The organism is Zobellia sp. OII3, from assembly GCF_002211465.1.
Taxonomy (GTDB): Bacteria; Bacteroidota; Bacteroidia; order Flavobacteriales; family Flavobacteriaceae; genus Zobellia; species Zobellia galactanivorans.
This window is the reverse complement of sequence record NZ_MWRZ01000018.1, coordinates 14,891-30,987: the sequence shown is the minus strand read 5'-3', so window position 1 is coordinate 30,987 and position 16,097 is coordinate 14,891. Positions and strand designations below refer to the sequence as shown.

Sequence of the window (16,097 nt, the reverse complement as noted above, 5' to 3'; positions counted from 1 at the left end):
AACCCCTTTTCGGTAAAGGTATATGTGGGACTATCTCCAATTCTATGGTATCTTTGTCAAGTACTTTGTACATGGGCTATGGTATTTGCGTGTGGTAACACAAATGTCCGTAGCCCTATCTTTCGATCCAAAAAAAGTTTAAATCACTTCATATACAAGTTTCTATACTGCCCGATAAATATAATAAAATCCCTTAGTTGTCGGTATATCAATCCATTCTGTGTAAATTATAAGTATTCATTTTGTATATCAAAACTCGTATATTCAATTAAGTGATATACAAAATAATCAGGTGGGACTTTCTAACCTTACCTTTAAATTCGATTCGTACCGGGGGAAAGTAATCTTTGTACGGCTTAAATTTAACAAAAAACCACGGACCGAGCTAGGCCAAGGCATCCGTAAAGCTAATTTTTGGTGTTTTGCGGAAGAGGGTACTCCACCTTCCTGATCTTCACCTTTAGCCAGGTCCATGTGGTACCGCCCAGCTTCCAGTCCGCCTTCAGTTCCACCGGTATTTTTATGCCTTGGTGCCTTTCGGTCTTGATGGCGGTGACCGTCCATTCGGTAGGACGTGTATCTTGGGCGTCTTTGTAGCGCATGGCGGTGAACTTTACAAAGTTCCCATTTTCATCGAAATGGAAGACCCCCGAACCCTGGGTGCCCTTGTACCGCATGGTCGCCTTGGCCGAAGTGCCGTCTATGGGCTCCCAGGTAATATAGTTTTGCAGGGCGTTAGACGGAAACCAGACGATTTCGGCCAGATACCTTTGCAAGGTGGCCTCATTTGTTTTTGCATTGTTCTTGGCGTCCACCATAGAAAAGAGGGAGAACAGTTTGATGCTCATTTCCCCCTTTCCGTTTTCAAATTTGTCGCGTCCGGCCAAGGCTAGGATCGGATTCATTTTTAGGCGTACCGACCAATTAAAGGCGGGAGGTTGTGCCGTAAAATACTGCTCGGCCCTGGCGTGGATCCAATCGTTTTGTCCGGGCTTCATCTGCATCTGCAGGTCTTGTTGCAGGTATACGGTGCCCGCCGGTTCCTTGCCGATGGTCCCGCTGTTCAACAGCCATTTTTGAACCACGGGCGGCATTTCTGAAACCATCTCCTTCGAAACGGGTGCTTTTTGTAACGAATGGGCCTGTGAAAGCATTTCCCGGGTTTCGCGGTGTACCTTCTTGCGGAAGGCAAAGGACCCGTAACCCGCTAGGGCGACGGCGAGGACGACCACATTGAACAGGGTGCCGAACTTGGCATCGGCCCAAAAGGAGATGATCAAAAACTGGGAGAGTACTACGGCCAAGAAGCCAAAGATCCACCAAAGTTCCGAAGGCTTAAGGTAGCGTAGGGCGGTAAGGCCGAACAGTACAAAGGCCAGCAGCCATAGCAGTCCCATAGGTCTTGAAATGGGCTGCTGAATGGCATTGAACTCCGAAAGGCCAAAGGCCTTTAAGAAACCGAACAAGTGAATAAGGCCGTGTAAAATTAGTAGTAGGACGAAAACGATGCGCATGATTGTGTGCTTTGTGGCCCAGGCCATAAAAAATACTTGGTATGGTAAAGGGCGGGGGAGGGGGCAACCTTTGCCGATTCAGAAAAGAAGATACTGAAATTCTTTGGTTTTTATTCGGTGGCCCGATCGAACCGCCCTTCTTTTTTACTGGCGCTTGGGTGAGATGTACCCGAAAATGTCCCCTTTGTAGGGTGGGGGTGCAAGGGTAGGTGGGGTCTGTTTGTTTGTATATGGCCATTGTTTTAATGGGGGTGGGGTGTAAATTTTGTAAAATTTGAATTATCTGGGTTCAAATTATAAGGGTATGTTTAAAAACGAAGATATGATTTTACGAATTTTTCAATTAACATTCCCTTTAACAGTATTTTGATGAATTTTGTTTTTCGTAACCCTAACTTTACTATCGATAATTCAACAAATATGTTGTTTTGCTTAAAATATGATAATCGAAAATAAGGCCCTTAAGTTTGTTTTTTTAGCTGTTGTTTTCGTCATGGGACTGGTTCAGGAAATCGTGGTGTCCAATGACGATGCTGCCTTTGTTTCGATGGAGTTGGAGCATCACGATAACCCGAACGATACGGATTCCGATATCGATGAGGATGTCATCGACTTTGATATTCCCCTGGGGCAAAGCCTGCTGCCCGATACTTTTTTGGATGGGGGCCGGTCCCAAATTGTCGCTGATTTGGATTGCGATGTCCAAACCCTTGGGGCATCCCAGCCCACCCCTCCTCCTGAACATATCGCCTGATACTCACCTTGCCATACCGCCTATGGGGCGGCTATCGGTATTTGTTCAACATCCTTAATTAGCAATCATACGCGCTGTCTGTACCGCATGGGTCCCAGATGATCTACGGCGTGTATACTACAAATCTATATAGTATGAGTTTATTTAAACACTGGAGAAAAGACTTTCCGGCAAGTCTTGTGGTTTTCTTTGTCGCATTGCCATTATGTTTAGGTGTGGCCCTGGCCAGTGGGGCACCTCCCTTTGCCGGTCTTATCGCCGGGGTGGTCGGAGGGGTCGTTGTGGGCTACCTGTCGGGTTCCTCGATCGGGGTAAGCGGGCCCGCAGCCGGCCTTGTGGTCATTGTCTATAATGCCATAAACGACCTGGGCAGTTACGAGCTCTTTCTCGTTTCTGTAATCTTGGCGGGGATCATTCAAATAGCACTGGGCGTTTTTCGCGCCGGTGTGATCGGCTATTATTTTCCCTCGGCCGTCATCAAGGGAATGCTGAGCGCGATAGGGATCATGATCTTTGTTCAACAGATACCGTTGGCTTTCGGCTTTACCGGCGATGTAAACACGGATCGGATCGATTTTAGCGGACTCCACGACCAGATTACGCCCGGGGCCCTCTTCGTCACCTTTATATCCTTGAGCATCTTGTTGCTCTGGGACGGTATCTTGGCGAAAAGGAATAAAATATTCAAGCTTGTCCCGGCTCCCTTGATCGCCGTGGTCGTGGGGATTGTCATCTACGTTACCTTGGGGCAGTCGGGCTTCTTCGCCCTTCATGAAAACCAGTTGGTAAGCGTGCCGGTTCCCGATGGGGTGGCGTCTTTTATAGGGCAGTTTACCTTTCCCGATTTTTCGGCCCTGACCCAGGGCGATGTCTACGTAACGGCCTTTACCATTGCCATCGTTGCCAGTTTGGAGACCTTGTTGAGCGTTGAGGCCTCCGATAAACTCGACCCCCTTAAGCGGCAGACGCCCACCAATAAGGAGCTGGTTGCCCAAGGGGTCGGAAATGCCGTTTCGGGCCTGATCGGCGGTATCCCCATAACCCAGGTGGTGGTTCGCAGTACGGCCAATGTAATGAGCGGGGCGGTGACCAAACTGTCGGCCATTATGCACGGTTTCTTGATCCTGTTGAGCGTAATTGCCATACCCACCTTGTTGAACCTGATACCACAGGCCGTTTTGGCCAGCGTACTGCTAATAATCGGTTACAAGCTGGCCAAGCCCAAGTCCTTTGTCCAGATGTACAAATTGGGCAAGACCCAGTTCATTCCCTTTATCGTAACGGTAGTGGGCATTGTGTCTACAGATTTGTTAAAGGGGATAATGATCGGACTGACCGTGGGCTTGATCACCGTTCTTTTAAAGTCGTACTACAACTCGCACCAATTGCTCTTAAAGGAGTACCAGGGGAAGAAGAACCTTTTTCACATCAACTTTGCCGAAGAGGTGACCTTTATTAACAAGGGGCGCATTATCAAGGAGTTGGACGCCCTTGAAAAGGGGGCTTACCTCGAATTGGATTTTAGAAAGACCAAGGTGCTCGACTACGATATCCTGGAGTATTTGGACGAGTTCTCGGTAAAGGCGAAGAACAATGACATTAATATTAAAATGATCGCGGAAAACGAAACCCTCGAGAACCCGAAGAGTTTTAGGGAATACTTCGGACACCGGGTGTTTCAATTGCAACATTGATACCAAAAAAGAAAAACTATGAAACCGGACTTCTATAAAAGCTTGATCGAAAACAATAAGGCATGGGTACAATCGAAATTGGACCTTGACCCGGAATTTTTTAAACGGCTCGAAAAGGGCCAACAACCCCCATTGCTGTGGATCGGATGTTCCGACAGCCGCGTGCCGGCCAATGAGATTATCGGCGCGCAGCCGGGGGAGGTCTTTGTGCACCGGAACATCGCCAATATGGTGGTGCATTCCGATATGAACATGCTCAGTGTGCTCGACTATGCCGTAAACGTTCTTAAGATAAAACACGTTATCGTCTGCGGGCATTACGGATGCGGTGGGGTACAGGCCGCCCTGGGCAATAAGTCCTACGGCCTGGTCGACAATTGGATCCGCAACATCAGGGACGTGTACAGGCAGCACCAAGACGACCTGGGTAAAATAGAGGACGAGACCGAACTTTTTGACCGCCTTGTCGAATACAATACCATGGAGCAGGTGTATAACCTGGCAAAAACGTCGATCGTTCAAAGTGCATGGGAAAGAAGGCAAGACCTTAACCTTCACGGTTGGGTCTACGGAGTGGGAACGGGAATCGTAAAGGACCTGGACGTTAATTTTAGCTGTAACTCGCAACTGGAGGAATTCTACAGGCTGGCGGCCGTTTAAAATAGGGGCCGGGAGGTGGACCCCTCCCGGCCCTTTATTCTTCAAAGCCTGCACGGCAACTGTTGAAGCGGGGGATTGGTCATAAGAAGCAATGGCCGTTTTTTAAGCCTTAAACCCGGACTAAACAAAAAGACCCACAACACATCGTTTGCGGGTCTTTTATAAGCGCTAGCTTACACTCTTGATTTACGCTTCTTCATCTTTTTTTCTTCCATGCGTTGAAGAATCTTCTCTTGCTTTTTTGCTTTTAATTCTGCTTTAGAACGCTTTTTTTTAGGCGCAGCCATAGGAATAGTTTTAATCATTACAAAATAGACCACGAAGGCATCCTATATGTGGTTCGATTTTTTCCATAACGAGTAGTCCGACCCAATACGAAATGGGACGGGAGAAATGTTCAATAAGGTATATAGGATGTTTGCAGGCACACTCGCGGGTGCCCGTTATTTCGGAAAGATGATTTTCAATTTATTGGATTCCATATCAAAAATTGACATAAAGATGACCGATATAACCTAGACCTAAAGATAGCCCGATATTTACGTATTACCAAGCTTTTGAAATGCCTTTTCTTTACGGTCGATTTGTATTATTTGCTTCCTTGGGGTTGGAAAAATATATTTCCCTTAGTAATTTCATTCCCATTTTTAAAACTGTATCTATGAAAATCACACATTACGGCCACAATTGTCTGGCCTTGGAAATAGGAAACAAGCATATTATCGTCGACCCTTTTATTACGGAAAACGACCTGGCAAAAGACAAGGTAGATATTATGCAGCTTAAGGCCGATTATATTTTCTTGACGCATGCCCACTACGATCACACCCTCGATGCCGAAGCCATTGCCCAAAACACCGGTGCAACCATTGTAAGTAATTTTGAGATCTATAGCCATTACGCCGAAAAGGGGCTAGAGGCCATGCCCATGAATATCGGCGGCATACGCGATTTTGATTTTGGCAGGGTAAAATACGTAAACGCCATACATTCCAGCAGTTTTGCCGATGGGAGCTATGGTGGCAACCCTGGCGGATTTGTGTTTACCCACCAAGGCAAGAGCATCTATGTTGCGGGAGATACCGCATTGACCATGGATATGAAACTGATACCCCAATATGCGAAAATAGACCTGGCCGTCCTTCCGGTCGGTGACGTGGTTACCATGGGGGTGGACGATGCCATTACTGCCAGCGATTTTGTAGAATGCAATCGCGTCATAGGCGTGCATTACGACTCTTTTCCCTTTATAAAAATCGACCATGGGGCGGCCCAAGAAAAGTTTAAAAGGGCCGAAAAGGAATTGTTGCTGTTGGAAGTAGGGGAGTCCATTACGATCTAATCGACTCTTATCATATAAAAAAGGCCCGAAAATCTTGATTTTCGGGCCTTTTTATTCCATTGTGCCCCTGTTTATGTACATGGGGCGATTGTTTTTCTACATACCTGCTATGCCAACCAAAGTCGATAGGAGTCCGATTACTAGAAAAAATATGCTACTCTTTAAATAATGGCCGGACGATCGACATGTTGAGATTTCCGGCGATTTTTTCCAAACCATAAGGGCTATAGATTCGCCTTTCATGGATTGGGGTTTGAACAGGTGTTTTTCTTCGTCGCTTATTTCCGTATGGGTATATTCCTTGCCGTTGACTTCATACCTATAGGTGATTTCCGTCATGTGCACTTTTCTTCTTCCTATACCCTGTTCCTTATACTCCGCTTTGGTGACCGTTCCCTTCATTTTAATTCCAGTGATGAAGAGGAAATACTTTCTGAAATGTATTCCGCCCCAGATGAGTGATCCAACTCCGAATAATAAGGGTAAAATCATATCTTCCTTGGTAAAATGGCTCGGTTTTCTTCTATTGTTCCAAGGAAAGTAATTTAGGCTTATCGGGCCAAAGCGTTTCCTTGGGAATATAAAGGGTTCTTGGTAGAATGATGCGTAATCGGAATGCGATCAAGCTTCTACAAGGGGTACGGACTTTTCTATAGTGGTCTTAAATTCTAGGTATTTTTCAGTAGATTCAAAGTAATCGTGAAAAAATTCATATCTATTTTTTCCGTTGTCAGAGTAAATGATAACAGATTCCCCATCATCTGAACTATCTTTTACATATAGTTCGGATACATCTTTGAAATCAACACTAAGCGTTGATTTTTTATGAGGAAAGACCAGACCGTTTTTACTGATTTTAATGTTACTACTATTTTCAATCGAATCTTTATATTGTTTGAATTTATAAATTGAATATACCAGCAGCAAAAGAGAAATAGTTCCCGCTACATAGTAACTATTGGGCGATTCAAGTATGTTTCTGCCTTTATAGGCGATATTGAGGTCATATTGATAGCAGTAAAAAGCTATACCCAAAAAAACAAAGGGCGGTAAGAAGGTCCAATACGAAAACTTGCTTTTGTATATAAATAGTTTTTGTTCCATTTAGTCCTTTTGTATTTCAAGTAAGAGTTTTTCGACTTCTTCGGCCACCTTATTTTGAGAACCGGATATGATCATATGTACAACAATGGCCAGTATGCCCCTTTGTGTCATATTATTGACAAAAGTACTTGGTGGCACAGGATGAACATCGACTATGCTCGACTCCAATAGGTTGATCTTAGCGCCGGCCGTAGCACTCTTTTTAACGAGAATACATTTTTTGCCAGGGGTAATCGATAAAGACCCGTCAGTTACCCATTGATCTTGTACGATAGATAAGGTCAAATCGGTTTTGGTCTTTAGGAATTCCATAATTTCCTCTAGGGAATTATACTGGCTCAATAAGTGTCTTTTCATCTTTTTTTGTTTTAACTATTTTATAATGTTGTATAAGTGTACGTTTATCGCCTGTTATATGGGGCAATACAGTTCCCTTCACTTCGAATCCTTATGAAGGGGATATTTATTTTCTTACATAAAACGTAAGCATTAAATAAAAATTGCTTTTGGGCCTACTTCGGCATATTCCACCTTTCATATCCCTTGTTTTTTATAAAAAAGTTGCTGTACCGGCTGTTTAAAAAAAGGAAGTTTATTTGGGGGAATTTAGCGGTAGAGGAAGAATTGAATATATTACCGTTAACCCGGTGAACTGAGCTTTTTATTTTCTGGGTTGTCTCTAAAATGATTATTTCCTCTCTCCCTTTTAATGGAATGTAAGCGAATTTTTTATAGGCGGGAGGGAATACGGTTCGTACTACCGGTCTGGTTCTTCTATTGCTCTCGATAAAACCAATTTTTGATTTTCAAAGAACCTTACATCAAAATAAACATCGACCGACATTCTGATTTCTTGAATTTTTTCAAGAACTATCCAACATTTAGAACCCTTAAATATAAAAAGGCCCTTTGATTCCGATGGCCGGAAACTTTAAAGTCCGTTTTCTGTATTTCCTTTAATTGCATATGATTTTTACAAAGGGTGCGAGCAGCTGAAGCTATTCGTGTTTTTTATTCCTCCAAAAAATATAAAGACCTATCGGGCCTAGGTCGATGCGATGTACAAGCTACCGGTTTATGTGATATCGATTTTAGGGCGGCCAAATTTTGTATATAAAATGTATAAGCCTTGCAATTCCCAGCTATTGTGGGGGAATGCATGCTATTTGTAATAGGGACAAACTTTTGAAGCCATCTGTTCATGTCAAGGAGCTCGTTGGTCAATACCGTTTTGGGCGCTGTTGATCGGCAGCTCGTGCCAGATTTTGTTGATTTTTCAACCTTTGCCGCCCATACGTGCTACACCTGCAAAATGAAAAAAACATATGTCCTAGCCTTCAAATCATCTAGACAACTCATTTTCATTAGGTCCGGTTAATTTTGAGGAAAACTAAAATTATGATTAAAACACTTAAACGTATACCCTTGGTTTTTTTAATAGCTATTATGGCCTGTAGCAATTCGGGGGATAATGGTAAAGATAAAGTTGAGGAACAGGAGCAGGCCCAAGAACAGGGGGAGAAAAAGGGACAAGGCGAAGAACGGGATAAGGAAGATGGGATAGATGGCCTTCAACCTACTTTTTTAGCAGATCAAGACCCCAAACCCGATGATAAAAAATGGATAAAAGTCGAAGGTGTTTCAGACGAGTTTAACGATAGTGAATTGGATTTGACCAAATGGAGCCCGACCCCTGAATTTATTTGGAATGGCCAAGACAGAGGTTGGTACGGGGGAAGTAGGTCTCTTTTTGAAGCGGATAATGTAAGTGTCGGCAATGGCTTTCTAAGAATTGAAGGAGAAAAGTTCGATAGTCCCAAGTATTCCCCGAAAGATAATACCGATACTCCCCCACAACGTAGATATGGGGGAGCTTATGTGTACGGTAAGACCTTGGCTGAGCCAGGATATTATATAGAGGCCAGAATGAGGGCCAGTAAAACGGCGATGTCAGCGGCCTTTTGGCTAAAAACGGAAACAAAGCCGTGCGGGGAAAACTTGAATGACGGAGAAAACCTTGAGATAGACATACAAGAATGTGTTGGGGTTTTTACCGGCGAATTAGGTGATGAATGGACCAAGGATGATTGGGCGGTAAATGCGAATTGGGATAGAATATTTCACTACAACACCCATAGACACAATAGCCCATGTAACAATATAGGGGATAGGCAGACCAAGGGAGGTAAAGCCAACTTTGACAAAAAAAACTCAGATGAGTTTCATATTTACGCGGCCTATTGGCATGCCGACGGTAGTAAAATCGACTTTTATATCGATGGTGAATTGGAAAAATCGATTACTCCCGTAATTCCGTTTAAAGGAGCTTTGCGTTTGATTATGTCGAGTAATTTTTATGATTGGATCGAGGAAACTTCGGCGGAAGACATGGGGTTTAACAGGCCTTTGGAAGACAGATATACCCAATTCGATTGGGTTAGGGTATGGCAACTTGAAGATTTGTAAAACACCTGTACTTCTATGTGAGGTAAGTTAAGGCGAATTATTGTAATCTCCCTTAAAACCGAATGTTTCAAATGGCCATGGCCTATAAATTGTTGGGGTTTTAATACTTATTGTTCTCGACGATAAACTGAATTGATGAAAGTTTCTGCAGCAAAATTCTCAGCTTTGATTTTGTTTTTTTTACGTAGCGATATTTTAGTATAAAATATCCCAGTGCAAACAAAGGAAAAGCGAGCATCAAAACAAATACGGGTAGTGAAGGGTACTGATAGTTCACGAATTTCAACTGCGTCTGTAAATCCATGGTGTAATTTGATAATTCTTGTTTGTTTTCCTCTTCGATATTTTTTGAAAGTGATCGTTTTATTTCTTTATAAAAGGAAATAAAGTCCCGGAGCTTGGTGAAAAATGCTCCTTCCCTAAAGATGCCGTCCTCTTTAATAATCTCATTACCTAAAATAATCAAATACTTCAATTGTCTGGAATAATCCTCGGTTTTTGTCGTCATAATTTGATGGGGCGATAGCTTGTGGTTTTTTAATCCATTTCAATGAGCGGTTTTTTTGCCAACGGTCCTCCGGGGAGTCTGGGGCACGAACCGGCCATTCATTATGTGTAGTCTTCGTGTATCGTTATTTTTTCGGTTTAGTTGATTCGGTTTAAGTTCTAAACGGATTCCTTTTTTTTCAATCCCATTTCGTTCGGCTCCGACACGCATCGGCATTTCAAATAGTCCGTTTAGGGTATGGTCTAATTCCATTGTTCATTCCCCAAAAATAAGAAACCAAGGGCAACTTCTTTAAAAAGAGCTTCTTCATCCCCCGCTAGCGCTCGTTTGCAACGAGTGCCGTCCCAGTTGCTTTTTATTCTAAGAAACCAATATCGTCAATTTTTAGAACCGTATGGTCATCTGCAAAATTTTTAGCACTAGAGTATTTCCAATCTATTGGGTCGCAAACAAATCCGGAAACAACCGGGTTGCTATGTATATATTCTATTTTTTGTTTTATAACGGCAGTACTCCATAGTTCAATGGGCTTGTTGTTGTGCTGCCAAAATTGATATTTAGATATATTTCCTTTTTGTTTTCCAGCTCTTTCAAACATCCATAGTAACCATTCTTTTCTACTTTCGGTAGGGTTCTCCTGAATTGCTTTTAGGATTTTTTTAGAGGTATGTTTTTTAAAATCTCTTAATAGATTCATTGGATTTTCATTAGAATCCCTGAAAATTAAATGTATATGGTTAGGCATAAAACAATAAGCATATAAATCCATGCCTTTTTCTTTTCTGCAATAGTCTATACTTTCCAGTAGGATATTGAAATATTCTTGTCTGGTAAATACATCTATCCAATATACCGTAGCAAAAGAAACAAAATAGGCCGCTGTTGGATTTTTAAACTTGTACTTTCTACTCATTGTTTAAAAATACAAAAGCTATCTAAATGTTTAGATAGCTTAGTTTGTTGTTTCTTACTCTGAACGGCACTCGTTACAAACCCGCGCTAGCGGGAGATTGTAATACCTGTACCTATTATAGCAAAGTTCAGTTTCTTCATCGAAGTACATTCCTTGATAACGGAACGGACAATCTTCCAAAGAACCTTCCACAAGTTTACGTACTTTTCCGTAAATATCATATTCGACCGCCTGCTAGTGCTGTTCGTGGTTAGTGCGGTCCCAGTTCTCTCTTATTCTTGAAACCCGCTAGTGTGAATTTCAAAAGTAGCTTCTTCCTCGACAATTTATTTTACTCTGCTAGAAGCCCATTTTTTAGAAATACAAAAACTATCCAAATATTTAGATAGCTTTGTTTTTAGTTTATTCTTACTCAGTACGGCACTCGTTACAAACGAGCGCTAGCGGGTGGAGGACTTAGATATTAATCTAAATCTAATAGGGAGAAGCCGAAACCTTTTAAATTATTATCCACAACTATCTGTTTAAATTCTTCTCCAAAGAATGTATCATCACTGTATGTACTAGGTATCCTAAAAATAATATTTTCAGATATAAGTTCTTTTTTAAATACAATTTTTGTAACATTATTTATCCAACCCTCTTTTTCATCTAACCAATCAATTTCGGATTTTTCTAAGTCTATAGAATTTTCAATGATATTTGTACAATGATAAGCTACATAATTATCATCAGGAGATTTTAATGGTAATAATTCACCATATTTCAGTAAGATATTTTCTAATAAATTAACTGCTTTTTTACTAAATATGAATAATGGAGAAGTAGCAACACAAATATCGAAATCCCTTTTACCTTTGTCAACAAAATCAACCTTGACTTCTTGCCATTTTTCATGCATAGGTTTCCCTTCGAAATCTAGTGCATATCTTCTCAGTTCTATGTCCTTAGACCAAATCCAATCATAACCTTCAATGGTTTTTATTCTATAATAGTTCATTTTTTCAATGCTGTAAAGGCGTATAACTTTTATCTAACAACCCTTGTTTTATTTTTGCTAATTGTTTTTCAACAGCTGGTTTTCCTCCAAGTTTATCTGCTCTTATAATATCTTTATTTACGGCTTCTAAATAAGCATCGGTATGCCTGCCCAAATGTAAATGCCCTGGTGCATCACTTCCTTTTCTAGGTAAGAATACTCCATTTTGTGAAGAATCAATATCTATATTGTGTTTTTTCAAAATATCATTTGCAGGTTTCGCTTTTTTACCGCTACCTACAATATGGTGGGCAGCTGTATTATTTGGACGAACATCTCCTGCAGCTTCTAAGTTCTTAGCTAATTTTGCGGAGCTACAATCTCTTAAGCCAAAAACATCAATTCTAGAATTACTATCATGAACATATGCGTACATATTCGGCATTCCACCAGCCAGTCCAATAGGATCCTGACTTATGTATGCACCCTCATCAGCCGAATAATACCTAAACCTGTTGTAATACAACCCAGTTTCACTGTCCTCATACTGCCCTTGGTAACGGAACGGACAATCTTCCAAAGAACCTGTAACAAGTTTACGAACTTTTCCGTAAATATCATACTCCACTGCCCAAGTTCTTGCGCCCTGAGCGTTGTACATTTCAACGGGGGTACCCAAGTAATCCGTGATGATACTGAAGTGTTCGCCATCTACAATCTTGGCGGCGGGCTTAAAGGTGCCTTCGTCAAATACCCAGGTAATCAAATTTTCAACGGGTTCTTCTTTATCTTTTGTAAGCATGCCCCATTCATCTACCACCCATTCCGGGCGGTCTTTTAGCGGGTACTTCCATTCATGTAGCGGTACGTTGCCGTCCCAAATAAAGCGCGTTATGCTGCTTCTCGACTTGGCCCGTGCCGGTATTACATTTTTGGCAGTACGCCTTCCTAGGGCGTCGTATTCAAATGCTACCTTTTCTCCATTGGTTTTGGTTACCGCTTGTAGCATACCATTGCCGTACCAATCGTATACTTCGGTTCCGTTCGGCGAACGTTTTTCAATGAGGTTGCCTTCGTCGTCGTATTTGAAAGTGGTACGGCCATCTTGCAATAATTGCCCTCCTGCACCGTATTTACGGTCGTTTTTGCCTTGGCTCCTATAAAGGTTGCCCACTTCATCGGGCAACTTATAGTCCATATCATGGTTTTCGTATTTGGCCGAGGCCAAATTACCGAACTGGTCGTGGGTATAGGAAACATGTCCCTTGGTCAATTGGTCTACCATTACCTTAAGGCGATCGTTCACGCTCCAGTTGTAGGTTCTGTGGCGCATTTCACTACGGCCGCGGGTAACTTTTTGGCGTACGGGGCGCCCGGCTTCGTCATATTCTATCTCGGCCCGTACTCCACCCGGAAGTAGGCGTTCTATTTCCATGCCTACACTGTTGTAGGCGAAGTTGGCGGACCAGGTTCCGGCCTTTTTCTGTGGGGCGGAACCATGCTCTTTGCTTTCCTCGGCCGCTGCATCGGAGACTTGGGCGTTCATCGTTTCGATTTGGCCCATTTTGTTTCGCAATAGGTCAATTTCCGCGCCTAGACTACTGGTGATTTGTATCCGGTTGCCTAAGTTGTCATAGGTGCTTTCAACAAGGTGCCCGTCTTGGTTTTCGGCGATAACACGGCCTGCATTGTCGCGAATGAGCTGTACGGTACTATTTTGGTTAACGGCTTCAATAAGATTACCGTTACGGTCGTAACTATAGGTCTCCCATGTACCATCGCTGTGTTCGGCCCTCGTAATTCTACCATTGTTGTCGTATTCATATTCGGTAAACTTGCCACCAGGGCGGTTTACCCTGTAAACTTTTCCCGCGCGATCGCGTTGGTACATGCGGGTAAGGCCGTCGAAGCCTATTTCGGTAATGATCTGTCCGTTGGGATTGCGTTTGAAACGGTAGCGTTCCCCATGCTCGTTATCGATATAACGTAGTTGCTCTTCGGTATCATAATCAAAGAATACTTTTCGCCCGCGTTCTTCGCGCATTTTAAGGCTTCCCATTGGGGTGTATTCGAACTTTACTTTTCCGTTTTTTTGATGCAGTTCTACAACTTCGTCGTAGGCGTTGTATTTTAGTTGGATCGCATTGTTGTCGGGTTCTACCACTTGACGTACACGGTCGAGGTCGTCATAGATAAAGTTCTGTTCGTGTCCGGCCGCATTTTTTGTTTGGTGGCATCGTCCCCAGGCATCGTATTTCCAAGTGGCTACTGCTTTGTTGGGCAGTACCATTTTAGAAAGGTTAAAATCTTTATCGTAGGCGAGGGAAGAAATATTTCCGGCATTATCGCGTACTTCGTTTATCAATCCTTTTTCATTGTATCCGAAGGAAGTTACCCCGCCATCCATGTCAATAACGGCATGTAGGCGATCTTCTTTAAAAGTACGGATTACCGAGCCTCCGACAGGGTATTTGGTCAAGACCAACCTATCTTTTTCGTCATAAACGAACGTGGTTGTCGAACCGTCTGGCTGATGGAGGCCTACCAAGTTGCCCCTTTCGTCATAGCTATATCCTGTGGCATTGCCTTCTTCGTCGATATCACGATAGGGTTCCATGTATTCGGTATACTCATGGAAGATATGCCCGCCCATGGCATCGGTGACTTGGGTGCACAGATTCAATTCATTAAAATAATAGATACTTTGTTCCCCGAGGGAATTGGTGATGATGTTGTATCCTTTGTGATATTCCAAAGTTCCTGAAAGAATATTGCCGTCACCTCGGGTCGCGATACATTTGGCACCTGTTTGGTTTCCGTCGTATTCCCAATAAAAGGACTGGCCGTTTCGGTCGGTCTTTTTCAGCATCAGGTGATTTTCGTATTCCATCAGAGTGGGCTGGTCGAGGGCATCGCTGATTCGAATCAGGTCGCCATCATTGTTATATCCGTAAGAAACCAGTTTTCTGGTTTCTCCCCGATGTTCCGCCGTAATTTCGGTAACCCTTTGTTTTGAGTCTAAGCGCAACGCAATGTTTCTGCCCACACTGTCAACGATATGGGTAAGGACATTGGCCGAATTGTATTTCATTTGAACGGTGAACCCTTCAGGATTGCGAATCTCCGTCGGTTTAAAAAGGGTAGGGGTACGTTTGCTGTAGGTATAGGTTAACTGCTCTTCGTGGTCTTCTACTTCGTAGGTGTATTTATCAATATAGGTAAGCGTTAATTTTTCGGATCGGTCATAGTATTGTTCGCCGGGTATGTTCAATATCGGCATGGCGGCAAGTCTGCCGTCGGTGAGCCTTAGTCCCATATTCCCGTCTTGGGTATTGATGTGCATTCCCAGGTCATAATTACAGGAAAATCCATAACCCATGAGTCCTTCGTACTCTGAATCGGAGTACCAGTTCCGTTCCCATCTAATAGGTATGGGGCCGGAAAGAACAAAATCTTCACCTTCATAGACCATTCGGCCCGTAACCAGGTCAATGGGTTCAAAACCAAACTTACAAAGGCTTTTTTTCAAGCCCTTTGTCGCCTTGTTCATAGGCAACATATGGTTCAATTTTTTCATTCCGTTTTTCAGTCCGCGTTTGAATTTCCCCCCAACTTTCTTCATAAGGCCTCCCATGCCATACGACATGATCAGCCCTGTTATAACGCCTGCCCAATCAGGGGCATAGGGACCTCCCACAAAAACGGGTTGCCCCATAGGCATAGGAATCGACATGGAGCTGGGAAGGTAGAAACTAGGAATAGGGCGCAATTTTTTACCAGGTGCCAAGGTCAGGGGGATTCCGATATCGTTACAGGTCATGACCATATACCCTGCGGGAGACATAAAATTATCTTCGGCATGTACCGTTGTACTCCCGAAGAAGTTAACGGAGTCATGGCCGATCATGGGCGCCATCAAGAAGGGGCCTCCCATAGGAATGTGAAATAAGGTGGCCAAAACTCCAGAAGTTTGACTGTTGCCTTTTGGTACGTTGTTGATATTGACCGTTGATCCCATAAAAGGGATATAATCCATAACATCCATCACCATACCGATATAGGGATGGGGAAGGGGTACGGGTACACCGAACAGAATTACGATATGGATATCGATTCCTAATACGGGGGTAAAATGTTTATTGGCCAATAACATATTTTCTCTT

The 16,097-nt window shown here is 43.0% G+C and carries 14 protein-coding genes; 5 read left to right on the top strand and 9 right to left on the bottom strand.

Features of this window, described 5'->3' with window-relative positions:
* Positions 1–407: 407 nt before the first annotated feature.
* The gene (locus B4Q04_RS21775; protein WP_088698096.1) at positions 408–1,514 is read right to left on the bottom strand and encodes a DUF6920 family protein; all 1,107 of its coding nucleotides are present in this window, start codon (positions 1,512–1,514) and stop codon (positions 408–410) included.
* Positions 1,515–1,953: 439 nt separating this feature from the next.
* Here B4Q04_RS21775 and B4Q04_RS21770 point away from each other — a divergent pair, with 439 nt between their 5' ends.
* From B4Q04_RS21770 to B4Q04_RS21755, 4 genes are all read left to right on the top strand, one after another.
* Positions 1,954–2,268, top strand: coding sequence for a hypothetical protein (locus B4Q04_RS21770; RefSeq protein ID WP_088698095.1), 315 nt, complete (start codon positions 1,954–1,956; stop codon positions 2,266–2,268).
* A gap of 134 nt (positions 2,269–2,402) precedes the next feature.
* Entirely contained in the window at positions 2,403–3,962 is a 1,560-nt protein-coding gene (locus tag B4Q04_RS21765; RefSeq protein WP_088698094.1) for a SulP family inorganic anion transporter, read from the top strand.
* A gap of 18 nt (positions 3,963–3,980) precedes the next feature.
* Entirely contained in the window at positions 3,981–4,622 is a 642-nt protein-coding gene (gene can / locus B4Q04_RS21760; RefSeq protein WP_088698093.1) for a carbonate dehydratase, read from the top strand.
* 661 nt (positions 4,623–5,283) lie between these two features.
* Positions 5,284–5,964 carry a metal-dependent hydrolase gene (locus B4Q04_RS21755; protein WP_013994701.1) on the top strand — a complete coding sequence of 227 codons (681 nt, stop codon included), beginning with the start codon at positions 5,284–5,286 and terminating at the stop codon, positions 5,962–5,964.
* A 96-nt stretch (positions 5,965–6,060) separates the two neighbouring features.
* On the opposite strand, the gene B4Q04_RS21750 is transcribed toward B4Q04_RS21755, so the two are convergent.
* The 3 genes from B4Q04_RS21750 to B4Q04_RS21740 all read right to left on the bottom strand — a co-directional run bounded on the left by B4Q04_RS21750 (position 6,061) and on the right by B4Q04_RS21740 (position 7,425).
* A complete protein-coding gene (locus B4Q04_RS21750) occupies positions 6,061–6,456 on the bottom strand; it encodes a hypothetical protein (RefSeq protein WP_013994702.1) in 396 nt (131 codons plus the stop codon).
* 129 nt (positions 6,457–6,585) lie between these two features.
* Complete coding sequence (locus tag B4Q04_RS21745; protein ID WP_013994703.1) at positions 6,586–7,068, bottom strand: hypothetical protein; 483 nt, start codon at positions 7,066–7,068, stop codon at positions 6,586–6,588.
* Positions 7,069–7,425, bottom strand: a complete 357-nt coding sequence (locus B4Q04_RS21740; protein WP_013994704.1) for a hypothetical protein — start codon at positions 7,423–7,425, stop codon at positions 7,069–7,071. It lies immediately after the preceding gene.
* A 1,041-nt stretch (positions 7,426–8,466) separates the two neighbouring features.
* Between B4Q04_RS21740 and B4Q04_RS21735 the strand changes: the two genes are divergently transcribed.
* Positions 8,467–9,534, top strand: a complete 1,068-nt coding sequence (locus B4Q04_RS21735) for a family 16 glycosylhydrolase (RefSeq protein WP_013994707.1) — start codon at positions 8,467–8,469, stop codon at positions 9,532–9,534.
* A 100-nt stretch (positions 9,535–9,634) separates the two neighbouring features.
* Here the strand turns inward: B4Q04_RS21735 and B4Q04_RS21730 are convergent, their stop codons facing one another.
* From B4Q04_RS21730 to B4Q04_RS21705, 5 genes are all read right to left on the bottom strand, one after another.
* The gene (locus tag B4Q04_RS21730; protein WP_088698091.1) at positions 9,635–10,042 is read right to left on the bottom strand and encodes a hypothetical protein; all 408 of its coding nucleotides are present in this window, start codon (positions 10,040–10,042) and stop codon (positions 9,635–9,637) included.
* 355 nt (positions 10,043–10,397) lie between these two features.
* The gene (locus B4Q04_RS21720; protein ID WP_088698090.1) at positions 10,398–10,955 is read right to left on the bottom strand and encodes an REP-associated tyrosine transposase; all 558 of its coding nucleotides are present in this window, start codon (positions 10,953–10,955) and stop codon (positions 10,398–10,400) included.
* A 54-nt stretch (positions 10,956–11,009) separates the two neighbouring features.
* Positions 11,010–11,171, bottom strand: coding sequence for an RHS repeat domain-containing protein (locus B4Q04_RS23200; RefSeq protein ID WP_088698089.1), 162 nt, complete (start codon positions 11,169–11,171; stop codon positions 11,010–11,012).
* A 247-nt stretch (positions 11,172–11,418) separates the two neighbouring features.
* Positions 11,419–11,955, bottom strand: a complete 537-nt coding sequence (locus tag B4Q04_RS21710) for an imm11 family protein (protein ID WP_088698088.1) — start codon at positions 11,953–11,955, stop codon at positions 11,419–11,421.
* A 4-nt stretch (positions 11,956–11,959) separates the two neighbouring features.
* Positions 11,960–16,087, bottom strand: coding sequence for an RHS repeat-associated core domain-containing protein (locus B4Q04_RS21705; protein ID WP_088698087.1), 4,128 nt, complete (start codon positions 16,085–16,087; stop codon positions 11,960–11,962).
* Between the last annotated feature and the right edge of the window lie 10 nt (positions 16,088–16,097).

Excerpts from the sequence above, each read along its gene's own strand:
- B4Q04_RS21730 (WP_088698091.1), bottom strand. The coding sequence starts at position 10,042 with ATGACGACAAAAACCGAGGATTATTCCAGACAATTGAAGTATTTGATT.
- can (WP_088698093.1), top strand. The coding sequence starts at position 3,981 with ATGAAACCGGACTTCTATAAAAGCTTGATCGAAAACAATAAGGCATGG.
- B4Q04_RS21750 (WP_013994702.1), bottom strand. The coding sequence starts at position 6,456 with ATGATTTTACCCTTATTATTCGGAGTTGGATCACTCATCTGGGGCGGA.
- B4Q04_RS21705 (WP_088698087.1), bottom strand. The coding sequence starts at position 16,087 with ATGTTATTGGCCAATAAACATTTTACCCCCGTATTAGGAATCGATATC.
- B4Q04_RS21765 (WP_088698094.1), top strand. The coding sequence starts at position 2,403 with ATGAGTTTATTTAAACACTGGAGAAAAGACTTTCCGGCAAGTCTTGTG.
- B4Q04_RS21755 (WP_013994701.1), top strand. The coding sequence starts at position 5,284 with ATGAAAATCACACATTACGGCCACAATTGTCTGGCCTTGGAAATAGGA.
- B4Q04_RS21770 (WP_088698095.1), top strand. The coding sequence starts at position 1,954 with ATGATAATCGAAAATAAGGCCCTTAAGTTTGTTTTTTTAGCTGTTGTT.
- B4Q04_RS21775 (WP_088698096.1), bottom strand. The coding sequence starts at position 1,514 with ATGCGCATCGTTTTCGTCCTACTACTAATTTTACACGGCCTTATTCAC.
- B4Q04_RS21740 (WP_013994704.1), bottom strand. The coding sequence starts at position 7,425 with ATGAAAAGACACTTATTGAGCCAGTATAATTCCCTAGAGGAAATTATG.
- B4Q04_RS21710 (WP_088698088.1), bottom strand. The coding sequence starts at position 11,955 with ATGAACTATTATAGAATAAAAACCATTGAAGGTTATGATTGGATTTGG.
- B4Q04_RS21735 (WP_013994707.1), top strand. The coding sequence starts at position 8,467 with ATGATTAAAACACTTAAACGTATACCCTTGGTTTTTTTAATAGCTATT.
- B4Q04_RS21720 (WP_088698090.1), bottom strand. The coding sequence starts at position 10,955 with ATGAGTAGAAAGTACAAGTTTAAAAATCCAACAGCGGCCTATTTTGTT.
- B4Q04_RS21745 (WP_013994703.1), bottom strand. The coding sequence starts at position 7,068 with ATGGAACAAAAACTATTTATATACAAAAGCAAGTTTTCGTATTGGACC.